A 14246-nucleotide genomic window follows, 5' to 3' on the forward strand; every position below is an offset into this window, starting at 1 on the left:
CGTTATCCGTCCACCCGGTAGTTCGGGGCTTCCTTGGTGATGATGACGTCGTGCACGTGGCTCTCGCGGAGGCCCTGCGCGGTGATCTTGCGGAACACCGAGCCCTCGCGCAGCGCCTTGAGATCGGCGGCGCCGCAGTAGCCCATGCCCGAGCGGATGCCGCCGACGATCTGGTAGAGGCTCTCGGCCAGCGACCCGCGGTGCGGCACGCGGCCCTCGATGCCCTCGGGCACCAGCTTGCGATCGTCGGACACGCCGCCCTGGAAGTAGCGGTCCTTGCTGCCGGCCTTCATCGCCCCGAGCGAGCCCATGCCGCGGTAGACCTTGTAGCTGCGGCCCTGGTAGAGCACGAGCTCGCCGGGCGCCTCGTCGGTGCCGGCGAACAGCGAGCCGATCATCACCGTGTCGGCGCCGGCGGCCAGCGCCTTGACGACGTCGCCGGAGTACTTGATGCCGCCGTCGGCGATGATCGGCGCGCCGAGCTTCTTGGCCTCCTCGGCGGCCTCGAGGATCGCGGAGATCTGCGGCACGCCGACGCCCGCGATCACCCGCGTGGTGCAGATCGACCCCGGGCCGATCCCGATCTTCACGGCGTCGGCACCGGCCTCGACCAGGGCGCGGTAGCCCTGCGGGGTGGCGACGTTGCCCGCGATGATCTGCAGATCGGGGAAGCTGCGACGGATCCCGCGCAGGGTGTCGAGCACGCCCTTCGAGTGGCCGTGCGCGGTGTCGACGACGAGCACGTCGACGCCCGCGTGGACGAGCGCCTGCGCGCGCACCTCGGTGTCGGCCCCGACGCCCACGGCCGCGCCGACGCGCAGCCGCCCGCTCGAGTCCTTGATCGCGTGCGGGTGGGTCTGGGCGTTGCGGATGTCCTTGACGGTGATGAGGCCGAGCAGCTCGCCGCCGGCGTCGACCACCAGCAGCTTCTCGATGCGGTGCTTGTGCAGCAGCGCGAGCGCGTCCTCGAGGGCGATCCCCTGACGCACGCTGATCGGGTCGCGCGTCATCACGCGCCCGACCGGCTGGTCGAGGTTGGTTTCGAAGCGGACGTCGCGGCTGGTGAGGATCCCGACCGGGCGCCTGCCCTCGACCACGGGGAGCCCCGAGAAGCCGTGCGCGTGCATGAGCGCGAGCGCCTCGCGCAGGGTGTGCTCGGCGGTGACCGTGATCGGGTCGACCACCATGCCGCTCTCGCTGCGCTTGACCCTGCGCACCTCCTGAGCCTGCTGCTCGGGGGTGAGGTTCTTGTGGATCACGCCGAGGCCGCCGTGACGCGCCATGCAGATGGCGGTCGCGGCCTCGGTGACGGTGTCCATCGCCGCCGAAACCAGCGGGATGTTGACCATGATGTCGCGCGTCAGCCGGCTCTGCACCTCGACCTGCGCCGGCAGCACTTCGCTGTAGCCCGGGACGAGCAGCACGTCGTCGAACGTCAACGCCTCGCGGATCTCGATCGCAGCCATACCTGCTCCCTCGAAAGGTGGCGGGAGACTACCCAACGCGAACGTGCGCGCGCATGCGCGAAGGCGTGCGTTACCTGACGACTTCGCGCGCCGCTCCTGCGCACGCACGATCACGAATCAATCTCACGGCGGCGCCGCGCGCCAGTCGTGATCCGTCGGCGACCTCGGCGATCGCGCGACGACAAGGTGCGATAAGCTGCATCGACCCTGGGCGCCGTGGCCGGCGCCGTCACCTGAGCGACGGTTGTGCCGCCTGTACAGCCCATCGATGGCCCCTTCGCCGAGCGCGTCGTCAGCGTGCTGACCCCGCTGCTCGGCCCGCATACGGCGAAGCGCGCGCTGGCCATGATCTGCAAGCGGGCGGGCAAGGACGCCGCCGAGCTCGGGCTCGACGATCTCGAGGTGGCCCAGACCACGCTGCGGCCGATGCTGCGGACGCTGATCGGCAACGAGGTGACGGTGCGCGTGCTCGCCGACCTCGGCGCAGAGGAGGCGTCATGAACGCGCCGCGAGGCTTGGGCCTTCTCTTCTGCTTGGTCGCCGTCGGCGGGCGCTACGCCGCCGAGCTGCTGCTCGGCGCGAGCGCCGGGGACGCCTGGCAGCGCGGCCTCGAGGTCCTCGTGGTCGCGGTGTGCGCCTTCGTGGTGTTCCGCTTCAGCGCGGGCGACCCGCCGCGGCGGCCGTGGACGGTGCTGCTGCTGTCGATGGCCGTGGTCCCGCTGATCCGGTTCGCCACCTGGCAGAGCTGGTCGATCGCCGGCATCCAGCTGCAGAACATCCTCCTCATCTTCGGCAACATCTTCTTCGCCGGCTCGATCATCGGCTTCGGCCGCGTGCTCGGCAGCTCCGAGCTGCTGTCCGAACGGACAGGCGGCGCGCGGGCCCGGGCCCTCCTCGTCATCGGCTCGCTGGCCCTCGCCGGCCTGGCCTTCATCGCCTACAACGTGTTCGAGCTGGCCAGCCGCGGCATGCCCTCGACCAGCGACGCGTGGGCCGGCGCGGTCACCAGCGGGATCAGCACCCTGTCCGACGCGATCGTGTTCGCCGGCGGCCTCTACCTCGTGTGGCTGCTGCGCCCGATCGTCGGCGGCAGCATCGCTCTGCCCTACCTCCTCATGGCGTTCGGTGGCGCCGCCTTCCTCGTCGTCGACGTCTGGCTGGTCGCCACCCACAAGACGGCGCAGACCGACCTCACCGACACCACGGCCAAGCTGATCGGCGCGCTCGCGTACAGCTGCTTCGCCGCGGCGGCGCTGATCCAGGCGAGCCTGCTGGCTCCGAAGGCCCCGCGCGTGTCCGGCCCGGCGGCGGCCGCCCGCACCGCTCGCCGCGGCTGAGCGGGTCCCGCCCGAGAGCGCGGGCCGGTCGAGCTGTCCTTTCGGGCAGCCTCACCTGGCCCGAAGCGCAGATGACTTGACAAGCCTAAGTGGACATGTCCGAAAGTGCAGGCCTATGACCTGCGCTTTCGGACACATCCACCTGTCCGGACGGACAGCCTACTTCGCGGCCGCCGGCGCGCGCAGCCAGGTGTCGAGCCAGGCCAGCACGTTGTCGTGCCACACCTTGCTGTTGGCCGGCTTCAGCACCCAGTGGTTCTCGTCGGGGAAGTAGAGGAGGCGGCTCGGCACCCCGCGCCGCTGCAGCGCGGTGAAGGTGGCGATGCCCTGGGTCTCGGGGATCCGGAAGTCCTTGCCGCCGTGGATGACGAGCATCGGCAGGCGCCAGCGGTCGACGAAGTTGGCCGGGTTGTGCGCCTCGTGCTGCTTGGCGAACTGCCAATAGGGGCCGCGGTGCTCCCACTCGGGGAACCACAGCTCCTCCGTGGCGTAGTACATCATGCGATTGTCGAACACGCCGTCGTGGTTGACGAGGCAGCGGAACGGGGCCTGCCACTGGCTGGCGATCCAGTTGACCATGAAGCCGCCGTACGAGGCACCGAGCGCGCACACGCGGTCGCCGTCGAGCCACGGGTAGCGGGCCAGCGCCGCCGCCAGGCCCTTCTGCAGGTCGACCAGCGGCGCACCGCCCCAGTCGTCCTGGATCGCGTCGGTGAAGGCCTGGCCGTAGCCGGTCGAGCCGTGGAAGTCGATCATCACCACCGCATAGCCGGCGCCCGCGTAGGTCTGCGGGTTCCAGCGGTAGCTCCAGCGATCGCTGAACGAGCCCTGCGGACCGCCGTGGATCAGGAACGCGACCGGGGCCTTGGCGCCCTCGGCCAGGCCCGGCGGGCGCACCACCCAGCCGTACACCGTCTCGTTCTTGTGGCCGGGGAAGCTGAACTGCTCGGCCACGCCGACGTCGGCCGCGGCGACCTTGGCGTCGTTGACGTGCGACAGCTGCTCGGCCTTGCCGTCGAGGCCCGCGGTGTAGATCTCGTCGGGGTGCGCGAGGTCGTTGCGGAGGAACAGCAGGCGGTCGCCGAAGCGCTGCACGTCGTGGATCGCCCCGCCGCGGATCAGCTCGCGCGCGCCGCCGGTGGCGACGTCGACCGCGAACAGCGACAGCCGGCCGACATCGTCGGCGGCGGCGTAGATCGTCTTGCCGTCGCCGCTCCACACGAACTCCTCGACCGAGCGGTCCCAGCCGCCGGTGAGGATCTTCGACTGTCCTTCCGGCCATGGCCGAAGGACCAGGCTGAAGCGGTCGGCCTCGTAGCCGGGGCGGGTCATCGCCGCGTAGGCCAGGGTCTTGCCGTCGGGCGAGAAGGCCGGGCGGGTGTCCCACGCGAGGTTGCCGGCGGTGAGGCTCTTGGGCGCGGCCGAGCCGTCGAGCGGGGCGTAGAAGAGGTCGAAGTTGGTCGACCACGGCTCGGTCTGGCCGGCGACGCGGGCGGCGAACACCACGCCCTTGCCGTCGGGCGTGAGCGTCAGCTCCTCGCTGCCGCCGAACGGCTTCGACGGGACGTCGCCGTCGATGCCGCGCGAGACGTGGACCGGCTGGCCGCCGCCGCCGCTGATCGTCCAGGCGAACAGCTGCGCGCGCCGGCCGTCCTCCCACTCGTCCCAGTGGCGCACGAACAGGCGGTTGTAGACCGTGCCGGTGCCGTGGTCCTTGCGGCCCCGCTCGCGCAGCAGCGCGGCCGTACACGCGAGCGAGCCCTCGGGCGCCGCGTCGCACTCGGGGAACACCTCGGCCGAGAACACCAGCTGACCGCCGTCGCTCAACACGATGGTGCCCACGTCGACCGGGAAGTCGGTGACGCGCGTCGGCGTCTCTCCGATGGCGACGCGGAACACCTGCTGCGTGCCCTCGTGCTTGCCGAGGAAGTAAAGCGTCTCGCTGTCACCGGCCCAGCGCGGGCTGGACTCGCTGTCGAGGTCGGAGGTCACGCGGATCGGGCCCGAGCCGTCGATCCCCATCACGTAGATGTCGGTGCGCCCGCGGTTGTTCTCGAGGTCGGTCTTGCGCAGCACGAAGGCCACCTTCTTGCCGTTGGGCGCGACCTGGGGGTCGCTGATCCGATCGAACGCGAGCAGGTCGAGCACCGAGAACGGGTGCTGCCCGGGCGGCGCGATCACCTGATCGACGAACGGCTCGGGGGCGACGGCCCGGGCCTCGGCCGCCGGGGTCTCGGGCGCCGGCGCTGCGGCGGGCGGACAGTCGCGGACGACCCGCTCGCGGGTGCCGCCGCACGCGACGGCGAGAGTGGACAGACCGAGGATGGTTCGAAGCCGGGGGCGAATGCGCACGATTGCCCCAGACTATACGGGCGCCGCCGCGCGCCGGGAAGTTATGCAGCCGAACGGCGCTCACCGGCCCTCCGGGGCGTCCCGGCGAGGGATCGGGCGCCCCGGCGCCCCGGCGTCGGGCGGGCCGCGGCGGCCGCCGGCCAGCGGCGCCGACGCGGGTTATGGGGAGCATGTCTGAAGGGACATGTCGTGGCGACATGTCTCTCGACGCTTCGGTGGCGAGCCGACGGGCGCACCAGGATCGACGCCGGCCTCGCCGGGGCTCTCGACCGCGCGACCAGGCCTCTCCGCTCAGGTTCGTCCGAGCATGTCTCCGAGGACATGCCCCTTCAATCATGTCCTCGAGAACCTGCCCTGGCGGACACTCACCGCTGCCCGCGGGTCTTGACCGAGCGGGCCACGCCGGCGGCCGCCAGCAGCGACAGGCCGAGCGCGGCGGCGAGGCCGGCCGCACCGGCGACGACGGCGGCGCCCCAGCCGTACACCTGGGCGGGAGGCGGCGCCGGCGGGTTCGGCGGCGGGGCCTGGCCCCACGCGCGGGCAGCGGCCTGGAACAGCGGATCGACGGGCACCTCGGGCGCGCCCCGCCCGGCTCGCGCGAGGTCGAAGCGGGCCCGCTGCTGCCGATCGCAGAGCAAGTCGCGGGCGGTCAGGATGGCCCGCATGCGCTCGCCGGCGGCCGCGTCCTGGGGGTTGCGATCGGCGTGGTGGCGGTGCACCACGCGGCGGAAGGCTCGACGGATCTCCGCCTCCGACGCGGACGGCGCGACCCCCAGGACCCGGTAGTGATCGACGAAGGCGGGCATGCGCCGCGATCTTGCCACACGCCGCGGCGCGCGGCGCGGACTCGGCCGCCGGCGGGTCGACAAGCCCGCGCGACGACGCTACCGTGCGCGCGTGCAACCGGTGTGCGACAGGCGCTGCCCGTGGTGCGGTCAACCACTCGCGCTGGTGTGGGTCCACGGCCACGGCCAGTGCGTCCGCTGCGGCACCAACCTCGAGGAGTGCTGCCGCGGCGAGACGGCCGAGGTCGCGTCGGCGAGCGCGACCGCGCCGGCGCGCGTGCCCTCCCCCGCGCTTCTGTGGGAGCGAGGCTGACCGCCGTGGCGCGCTACGACTGCCTGAGCTGCGGCGCCTGCTGTCAGAACACCCCGGAGAACCAGTCCGAGGGCTTCGCGCAGTACATCGAGGTCGACCCCGCGGCGCCGCTGTGGCGCCGCCCCGACCTGGTACGCAAGCTGGTGGTCCGCGACGACGACGGCGCGGCGCACCTGCGGCTCCACCCCGACGGCCGCTGCGTCGCGCTGCGCGGGCGGATCGGCGCACGGGTGCGCTGCGAGATCTATCGCGAGCGGCCGATGCCGTGCCGCAGCGTCGAGGCGGGCAGCGATCTGTGCCAGCGCTACCGCAAGAGCCGCGGACTCCGGGTGTGAAATTCGCCGCGTTGCGGCACGCTCGTGGGGTGCGTCTCTCGCCGGTCCTGCTCGCGCTCGTCGCCTGCGCGCCGAAGCCGGCGCCTTCGAGCCCGACTCTCGATCCCGAGGCTGTCCCTGCGGACATGCCCCAAAAGCCCGGTCCTGAAGGCCAGGTCGCAGCCCCACCGCCCGCGCCCATGTCCGCGCTCGCCCCGGGGCCCGGCATTCGTGTCGCGCTCGACGTGCGCGGCTGGGCGGTCGTCGCCCTGCCCGATCGCCTCGTCGTGCTCGACGACGACTTCCGCCACCTCCGCGGCTTCGATCCGGTCACCGGCGCCGAGCTGTGGCGGGTCCAGGCGCAGTCGGAGCCGCGGGGGTGGCACACCCTGTACGCCGTCGGCGACCGCGTGCTGCTGCACGCCGGGTCCGACCTCGTCGCCGTCGACGCGCGCCGCGGCGAGCTCGTGGCGACCCATCCGGCGCGCGTCTTCAACGGCAGCGAGGACGCCTGTCGCCTCGACATCTGGCACGGCTTCGACGACCGGAGGCGCCGCTGGACCCCCGACGACCCGGCGCTCACCGCCTGTGCCGCGGCCTGCACGTGTACCCGACGGCTGTTCCGCTGCGACACCGGCGCGCCGATCGGCAAGCCCTTCAACGGCAACGAGATCTATCTCCACGACGAGCTGGAGGAGTCGGCCAGCATGTTATGCGTCGGCGCGCCGAACTGGCTCGGGCGGATCGGCGGCAAGTACCTTCTCGGCGTCCGGGCCGGGCCCGACGCCTACGAGGGGATCGCGGTCGACGGCGAGGGCAAGGTGCTGTGGCGCCGGCCCGAGCTGTCCGCCGCAGTCGAGCCGTACCGGCGGTTCGACGGCGACGTCGCCGCCGACGCGTGCTGGTCGATCGACAGCACGAGCATGGTCGCCTGGACATGTTCGACCGGACAGATCCGGTGGCAGGCGCAGTTCCCGGGCGAGCAGAAGGGATACAGCGGCGAAGCTCACGTGGTGGCGCCGGGGCTGCTGCTCGTGCGCCGGCGATCCGAGAGCGAGCTGCAGGTCGAGCTGCGTGACGTCACCACCGGCAAGCAGCGGTGGCGTCGCACGCTGCCGCCCGACCGCGTGGCCCTGGCCCCCGGCGAGAACACCGACGTCCTCGCGTACGCCCACACGACGACCTACGCGTGGCTCGACCTGCGCAAGGGCGCCACGCTGCGCGAGCACACCATAGCGCCGGACCAGTCGATGACCCGCGACCCCGCGAGCGACGGCTACATCCGGCTCGGCGGGCCGGAAGTAGCCCTGCTGAGCCGTGAGGGCGAGGTGCTGCAAACTGTCCCGAAGGCCACCCCCGGGATCCAGTGGCTCGGCGCCGGCTTCGTCGCCGGCCGCGAGGAGCGGCGCTTCACCGTGCTCCGCCGGCCCGACTTCGCCGTCGCGCTCGCGGTCGAGGGCGCGTGGCTGGTCGAGGACTCGAGCGCGGCGCTCGGGCCGGCGGCAGTGGTGCTCCTCGATCAGCGCGGCCAGGACGAGCCGCTGCGGATCGTCGTGCTGCGCTCGGACTGAGCGACCGTCGCCCGGCATCGCCACGCCGGACGACCTGTCCCTTTGGCCAGGCAGCGCATCGAGTCGAAACGCCGCGGCCGCGGGCCTCAGCCGCCCTTCTTGGGCCGCGTGATCTCGATGTTGGTGCCGACGCCCTCCTCGGGGTCGAGCTCCTCCGAGGCCGCGTTCTCCTCGTCGCGGAAGCTCTTGCGGTCGGACCGCTTGAGCTTGGCCTTGAGCTCCTTCTGCCCGTCGGCCGCGACCTCGATCGTCTCGAGGTGGTTGTCGAAGCCCTTGGCCTTGAACTCGACCTGGTGCGACCCCGGCGTCAGCTCGAGCGTCAGCGGGGTCTTGCCCTTCGACACCCCGTCGACCAGCACCTCGGCCTTGGGCGTGGCGTCGATCTTGAACGCTACCGGGCCGGCCGGCTGCGGCGGAGTCTCGACCTTCGTGTCGGGCGGCGTCTCGACCTTTGTGTCGGGCGGCGTCTCGGGCGGTGTGTCCGTCTTCGTGTCGGGCGGCGCCTCGACCTTCGTGTCCGGCGGCGTGTCCGTCTTCGTGTCGTCCGGCGGCAGCTGGCCCTTCGCCTCTGCCTCTTGAATCAGGGCCTTCAAGGCAGCTTGCCGCTCCTTGGCCTGGGCGTTGGTCGGATCGGTGACCAGCACGACCTCGTAGGCCGCGAGCGCCTCGTGCAGCTTGCCGGCGGTCTCGAATTCCTGCGCCTTGGCCAGGCCGGCGGCGCTCTGGGGCTGCGGGGTCTCCTGCGGGGGAGCCGCGATCGGCGGCGGGAGCGGCGCCTGCTTCTGGCTCTCGAGGTAGAAGTACACGCCGACGCCCACGCCCACGATCGCCAGCAGCGCGAAGATCCAGCCCGAGCCGCCGCCGGAGCTGGGCGCCTCGGCGACGGCCGCCGGCGCGGGCTCGATGACGGGGATCGGGTGGGCGCCGCTGGCCTCGACGGCGGCGGCCAGGGTGGCCGAGCGCGCGCGGTCCTGGGCCGCCTCGGCCTGGGTGGGACCTGGCCCACGGGACAGGTTGTCCTTCGCCGCGACGCGCGTGCGCGGGGCCGCGACCGGCAGGCGGAACATCGCCGCCGGCACGCAATCGATCATCCGCTCCACGACCTCGTTGGCGTCCGCCGGCCGGTTGTCGGGGTTCTTGGCCAGGCAGTCGTGGATCAGGTGGATGAGCTCGTCCGGGACGTTGTGGTCGGGCGGCAGGACCGTCTCGAGCGGCGTCGGCTTGGCGTTGACGTGCTTGTGCAGCACGTCGCGCGGGCTGTCGCCCTCGAACGGCAGCCGGCCGGAGAGCATGTGATAGAACAGCACGCCGACCGAGTACACGTCGGAGCGCGCGTCGGCCGGCCGGTTCATGATGACTTCGGGCGCGAGGTAGGCCGGCTCGCCGACCACGGGCGCCTCCTCGTCGCTGCCCTCGGGCCACTCGAACAGCGCTGCGATCCCGAGGTCGAGCAGCTTGACGTAGTTGGCGCGGCCCTGCTCCTCGACCAGGATCACCTGGTCGGCATGGAAATCGCCGTGGACGATCCGACGCACGTGCGCCCCGCCGAGCCCCTTGAGCACCTGCGCGGCGATCGGCACGAACCCCTCGAGCTGGAGTCGACCCATGCGCCGCACGTACTCGGCCAGCGTCTCGCCCTCGACGTACTCGACCGCGATCCACACGCGCCCCGACTCGCGCCCGTGGTCGTGCACGGCGGCGATGTTGGGGTGCTCCAGGGTGGCCAGCGCCTTGGCTTGCTCGTCGAATCGCACCGCCGCGGGCGATCCGTCGACCCAACCCGCCGCGAGCAGCTGGACGACGACCGTGCGGTGCATGGTGCGGTGGGTGGCGAGGAACGCCTGAACCCGCGGCCCACGCTCCAGGACGCGCTGCAGGGTGTAGTGGCTGCCGATCGTCTGGCCGATCAGGGCGTCGGTCCCGGATGCGGGGATGGATCTCTTAACCGGCATCGTGCCCTCGGTGCAGTGGCGAATTCAGGCCCTTGAAACGTGGAGGCCCCGGGGGCCGTGGCGCGGGTCGGGCCCGGAGGCCCGTAAAACGACTCCCGTGCGCGGGATCGGACCCGCGCCCGCGTGTCGTCGTGCGACCCAACGTAGCATGGACCCGCTGCGCGCGACCAAAGTGCTGCGCCAGCCGGGGCCCTGTCTGGTGCAAAACCCGCACTCGGCCCCTCGCCTGCCCCGGAGCCACCCTCTATCCTCCGCGGCCATGCGCCTGCGTCGCTTCGGTCCGCTCCTCCTCCTCGCCGCCTGCGGCGATCCCTCGGACACCCCGACGACTGCCTCCGCCGGCATCACCTCGGTCACGGCCTCGAGTTCGACCGGCGCGACGACGTCCGACTCCGGCTCCTCCGAGCCGACACCGACCACATCGGACGGGTCCGCGACCGCCGCGAGCGAGGCGACGACCGACGCGACCACCGGGGACAGCAGCGAGGGCGACGCCACCGGCACCTCGACCACCACGGGCACCAGCGAGCCCGCGAGCGGCACCGCGGCGACCGACACCTCCGGCGACACGGCCGCCAGCGACGCGACCACCACTACCGGCGAGGACACGAGCACCACCACCGGCGAGACCAGCGACGGCACCACCGCCGAACCCTGTCCGATCGGACAGGACGGCTGTCCCTGCGGTCAGTCCGACGTCTGCGACCCTGGCCTCGAGTGCCAGGCCGGCCTGTGCGGACCGCCCGCGCCGCCGGTCTGCGGCGACGGCGACGTCGAGGGCGGCGAGCAGTGCGACGACGGCAACAAGATCCCGGGCGACGGCTGCGAGAACGACTGCACACCCACGCCCATGCCGGCCAACGACCCGTGCGGCTTCCCGTCCGACGGCGTCTGGCTCGAAATCGACTACGGCAGCGCGTTCACCTCGACCAACCCTGACTGGACCTACTCCCCCACCCCAGGCTGGGGCGAGGCCGACTGGGCGCCGCAGGGCGAGTCGTGGCCGGAGGTGTGGGACATCTATCAGAACGTCGAGGTCGAGGACGACCAGATCGGCCGGGTAGCGATCGTCGACGGCAACGGCGCCCTGCAGATCATGTTCGGCATCGGCGGCCTCACCTACGACTACGCCACCGTGTGCGTGCAAGGCCGCAGCTACTCGGTCGGCTCGTCGGTGACCTTCACCGTGCAGAACCAGCTCAACAAGTGCGGCGCCACCGGCTCGATGGCCAACGACTGGTCGATCCACAGCACCGGCGTCGACCTCGCGACCTGCATCGTCGACAACAACGAGTTCCAGGGCCTGCGCATCTTCGCCTCGGGCGGCAGCGGCGCTCTCTCGCTCAAGCGCCTGCGCTTCACCCTCCACGGCGCGGCCTACTAGCCGCCCGAAACCGCGCGGCGTCGGATCGGTCACACGCGGCGGCGAAGATCGCCCCGCCCGGGAGATGTCCCCGGGGACACCCCGGCCAGCGACCCCAGCCATGGCGGACTGGCCGGCGCGGGCCAGCGGCGAGGAAGCGGCCTCGCGCTCGCGTCGGCGGTCAACGTGTCCTTTCGGCCAGGCGCTTCGCGCCTCGATCGCCGGCGGCACATGTCCTTCAGGACATGCCGCTCGCGCGCCTCAGAACCGCAGCCCGAGCCCCTCGGGCTGGAAGCGCAGGCGAGCGCCCTCGTCGAGGTCGTCGGCGCGCTCGTCGCGAGCGGCCTGGATGGCGATGCCGGTGATCGCTCCGGCGGCCGCCGCGATAGCGATCGTCGTCACCCAGAAGTACCACTTCTTCACGATCCGCTCGCGCTTGGGCGGGGCCGGCTTCGGCCCCTCGGCGACCGCGGGCTTGGGGCGCAGGGACGCGTCCTTGTCGGCGCGGGCCTTGTCGAGCGCCGCGCGGTGGGTCGACGCCGTCTCGTCGTCGACTGTCCCACGGGACATGTCCTCGAGAGCAGCCAGCTGGGCCTCGCCCGCCTCGCGCTCGGCCCCCTCCGGCAGGGCCGCCACGTGCCCCTTCCAGGCCGCGCGCGCGCACGCGTAGTCGGCCAGGCGCTGGCACACCTCCGCCTCGCGGCGCCAGTTCTCGGCGCTCGGATCGGCCTCGCGGGCCTTCTCGGCCAGCGCGCGCGCCGTCCCGAGGTCCCCGGCGGCGAGCGCCGCGTCGACGGTCGCCGGCGCCTCGGGCGGGGCTCCCGGAGCCGCCGCGGCCGGCCGCGCCAGCGCGAACACGAGGGCGCCGACCAGCGCGCGTCGCCAGCCCGCCGCTCGCGGACGCTGGCACCCCGGGGTCTCACTCGTCGTAGACATCGGTCTTGATCTTCGGCCCTGGCTCGCGCGGACCCGGCTCGGTTGTACCAGCTTTGCGCGGCGGTTTCTTGCCCCGCTTCTTCGTCGGCGAGACCACCGGCTCGATCGCCTTCGCCTCGGGTTCGGCCGCAGGGATCGCCGCGGACGGCGTCCCGGACCCATCCTCGGCCCCCGGCGCCGACGTCCCGCTCGCTGCCGTCGCCGCTGACGGATCGGCCGCCTCCGCGTCAACCGCCTCCGTCGTCCCGACCGCCGCCACACCCGGACCGGCCGGCGACGCGACGGGGAGCCCCGCCCCGACCTCGCGACTCACCGCCGCAGGCTCGACGATCGGCGGCCCGGCCTCACCGGCCTCCTCGCGCGGCATCAGCACCCACGCCACCAGTCCCCCGGCCGCGCACGCGAGCACCAGCGCCGCCGCGCGCAGGCTGCTCGCCGCCCGACCTGTCCCCGAGGACATGTCCGTCCGCGCCGGCTCGCTCGCCCGGCCGACGAGGGACGCGCCGCCCTCCGGGGCCAGCTCCGCGCTACCTGTCCCCGACGACAGCGACCGCACCCGCAGCCTCGAAGCTGTCCCCGCGGACATCTCCGACCGCGCGGCGGCCTCGACCGCGCTCTCCAGCCCCGGCGCCAGAGTCACCGCCGTCGCGCTGACCGGACCTGTCCTCGCAGACATGTCCCCTGAGCTGCCGTCCTCGATCACGGCTGTCTTTCCGGACATGTCCGTCAAGACCTGTCCTTCGATTCGCTGCGTCGACCCCTCCTCGATCGCCTGCGTCGTCGCCTCCGCCGACACCGACGCCGGCGCCTCGGCCCCGAGCAGCAGCGACGCCACCATCGCCGGCTCGCGCTCCAGCACCGCCAACAGCGCGGCGGCCACCGCGTCGCCGTCGTGCGGGCGAGCCTGCGGCTCCTTGCGCAGCAGGGCCAGCGCCAGCTCGGCGAGCGGATCGGGGATCCGCCGCTGCGGCGCCGCCTGTCGCGGGTCGAGCGGCGGCTCGCGCAAGTGGCGGCCGACGATCTCCATGAAGCCCTCGCCGAGGAACGGCACCTGCCCGGTGAGCGCCTCGTAGAGGATCACGCCGAACCCGTAGAGGTCCGCGCTGCCGTCGCCGGTCTCGCCGCGGATCCGCTCGGGGGCCATGTAGAACGGCGTCCCGAGCAGCGCGCCGGCCTGTGTCTGCACCACTGCGCCGGCCTCGCCCGCGAGCCCGGGGAGCAGCTTGGCGATGCCGAAGTCGAGGATCCGCGGCTGCACCGACCCGTCGCCCGCACGCGCCAAGAACAGGTTGGCCGGCTTCACGTCGCGGTGGACGATGCCGGCGCGGTGGGCCGCCGCCAGCCCGCGCGCCACCTCGGCCAGCCAGCGCAGCACCTCCTCGGCCCGCTGCGGCCGCAGCAGCGCCTCCTCGAGGCTCTCACCACGCAGCAGCTCCATCGCCACGTAGACCTGGCCGTCGGGCAAGGCGGCGCAGTCGAACACCGGCACCACCGTCGCGTGCGGCACCTTGCCGGCCAGCACCGCCTCTTGCAGCAGCCGCTTCGCCGCCTCGCCGGTGCCTGCGTCGCGGCGGACCAGCTTGAGCGCCAGGCGGCGGCGCAGGAACAGGTGCTCCGTCTCGTAGACGCGGCCCATCCCGCCCTCGCCGATGACCGTGACCACGCGGTAGCGGCCGTCGATCACCGCCCCGGTCTGGAGCGGGGGATCGGCCTCGGCCGGCTGCCAGTCCGCCCGGGCCGTCCGCGTCAGGCGCACCGCCGCGGACTGCGGCTCTGCCGGCGTCTGCGGGGCCAGCGTCGCCAGCGCGTGTGCGTCCGGGGCCACCCGGCCACGGTACCAAAGGGCGCGGCCCGGGT

At 72.8% G+C, this 14246-nt stretch carries 12 protein-coding genes; 6 read left to right on the forward strand and 6 right to left on the reverse strand.

The genetic code is table 11. From position 1 onward, the window contains the following. Positions 1-2: 2 nt before the first annotated feature. Positions 3-1466, reverse strand: a complete 1464-nt coding sequence (guaB, locus tag OV090_RS28875; RefSeq protein ID WP_267707848.1) for an IMP dehydrogenase — start codon at positions 1464-1466, stop codon at positions 3-5. 246 nt (positions 1467-1712) lie between these two features. Here guaB and OV090_RS28880 point away from each other — a divergent pair, with 246 nt between their 5' ends. Together OV090_RS28880 and OV090_RS28885 are read left to right on the forward strand one after the other, a co-directional pair. Further along, a complete protein-coding gene (locus OV090_RS28880; protein WP_267707849.1) occupies positions 1713-1967 on the forward strand; it encodes a hypothetical protein in 255 nt (84 codons plus the stop codon). Further along, a complete protein-coding gene (locus OV090_RS28885) occupies positions 1964-2803 on the forward strand; it encodes a hypothetical protein (RefSeq protein ID WP_267707850.1) in 840 nt (279 codons plus the stop codon). The genes OV090_RS28880 and OV090_RS28885 overlap by 4 nt, the downstream gene beginning before the upstream one ends. A gap of 159 nt (positions 2804-2962) precedes the next feature. Here OV090_RS28885 and OV090_RS51010 read toward each other — a convergent pair whose 3' ends face one another. Both OV090_RS51010 and OV090_RS28895 read right to left on the reverse strand, forming a co-directional pair. Then, entirely contained in the window at positions 2963-5155 is a 2193-nt protein-coding gene (locus OV090_RS51010; RefSeq protein WP_267707851.1) for a S9 family peptidase, read from the reverse strand. A 365-nt stretch (positions 5156-5520) separates the two neighbouring features. Further along, positions 5521-5961, reverse strand: a complete 441-nt coding sequence (locus tag OV090_RS28895; RefSeq protein WP_267707852.1) for a J domain-containing protein — start codon at positions 5959-5961, stop codon at positions 5521-5523. A gap of 91 nt (positions 5962-6052) precedes the next feature. Here OV090_RS28895 and OV090_RS28900 point away from each other — a divergent pair, with 91 nt between their 5' ends. From OV090_RS28900 to OV090_RS28910, 3 genes are all read left to right on the forward strand, one after another. Beyond that, positions 6053-6253, forward strand: coding sequence for a hypothetical protein (locus tag OV090_RS28900; protein ID WP_267707853.1), 201 nt, complete (start codon positions 6053-6055; stop codon positions 6251-6253). A 5-nt stretch (positions 6254-6258) separates the two neighbouring features. Then, on the forward strand, positions 6259-6588 hold the full coding sequence (locus OV090_RS28905) for a YkgJ family cysteine cluster protein (RefSeq protein ID WP_267707854.1): 330 nt from the start codon (positions 6259-6261) through the stop codon (positions 6586-6588). A gap of 125 nt (positions 6589-6713) precedes the next feature. Beyond that, positions 6714-8138 carry a PQQ-binding-like beta-propeller repeat protein gene (locus OV090_RS28910; RefSeq protein ID WP_267707855.1) on the forward strand — a complete coding sequence of 475 codons (1425 nt, stop codon included), beginning with the start codon at positions 6714-6716 and terminating at the stop codon, positions 8136-8138. A gap of 86 nt (positions 8139-8224) precedes the next feature. On the opposite strand, the gene OV090_RS28915 is transcribed toward OV090_RS28910, so the two are convergent. Then, positions 8225-10090: a protein kinase gene (locus OV090_RS28915; RefSeq protein WP_267707856.1), complete on the reverse strand. Its 1866-nt coding sequence runs from the start codon at positions 10088-10090 to the stop codon at positions 8225-8227. Positions 10091-10349: 259 nt separating this feature from the next. On the opposite strand from OV090_RS28915, the gene OV090_RS28920 reads away from it, so the two are divergent. After that, complete coding sequence (locus OV090_RS28920; RefSeq protein ID WP_267707857.1) at positions 10350-11474, forward strand: DUF4215 domain-containing protein; 1125 nt, start codon at positions 10350-10352, stop codon at positions 11472-11474. Between the two features lie 240 nt (positions 11475-11714). Here the strand turns inward: OV090_RS28920 and OV090_RS28925 are convergent, their stop codons facing one another. Together OV090_RS28925 and OV090_RS28930 are read right to left on the reverse strand one after the other, a co-directional pair. Continuing rightward, entirely contained in the window at positions 11715-12389 is a 675-nt protein-coding gene (locus OV090_RS28925) for a hypothetical protein (RefSeq protein ID WP_267707858.1), read from the reverse strand. Next, positions 12373-14214 (reverse strand): serine/threonine-protein kinase, encoded by a 1842-nt coding sequence (locus tag OV090_RS28930; protein ID WP_267707859.1) that lies wholly within the window; start codon positions 14212-14214, stop codon positions 12373-12375. Before OV090_RS28930 ends, OV090_RS28925 begins: the two co-directional genes overlap by 17 nt. Between the last annotated feature and the right edge of the window lie 32 nt (positions 14215-14246).

Origin of the sequence: Nannocystis sp. RBIL2, assembly GCF_026626745.1 — a bacterium.
In the GTDB taxonomy this organism is placed as follows: Bacteria; Myxococcota_A; Polyangia; order Nannocystales; family Nannocystaceae; genus Nannocystis.

What these genes read in the sequence shown, in the direction of transcription:
- OV090_RS28910 (WP_267707855.1), top strand. Translation starts at nt 6,714, where the DNA reads ATGCCCCAAAAGCCCGGTCCTGAAGGCCAGGTCGCAGCCCCACCGCCC.
- guaB (WP_267707848.1), bottom strand. Translation starts at nt 1,466, where the DNA reads ATGGCTGCGATCGAGATCCGCGAGGCGTTGACGTTCGACGACGTGCTG.
- OV090_RS28895 (WP_267707852.1), bottom strand. Translation starts at nt 5,961, where the DNA reads ATGCCCGCCTTCGTCGATCACTACCGGGTCCTGGGGGTCGCGCCGTCC.
- OV090_RS28920 (WP_267707857.1), top strand. Translation starts at nt 10,350, where the DNA reads ATGCGCCTGCGTCGCTTCGGTCCGCTCCTCCTCCTCGCCGCCTGCGGC.
- OV090_RS28885 (WP_267707850.1), top strand. Translation starts at nt 1,964, where the DNA reads ATGAACGCGCCGCGAGGCTTGGGCCTTCTCTTCTGCTTGGTCGCCGTC.
- OV090_RS28925 (WP_267707858.1), bottom strand. Translation starts at nt 12,389, where the DNA reads ATGTCTACGACGAGTGAGACCCCGGGGTGCCAGCGTCCGCGAGCGGCG.
- OV090_RS28915 (WP_267707856.1), bottom strand. Translation starts at nt 10,090, where the DNA reads ATGCCGGTTAAGAGATCCATCCCCGCATCCGGGACCGACGCCCTGATC.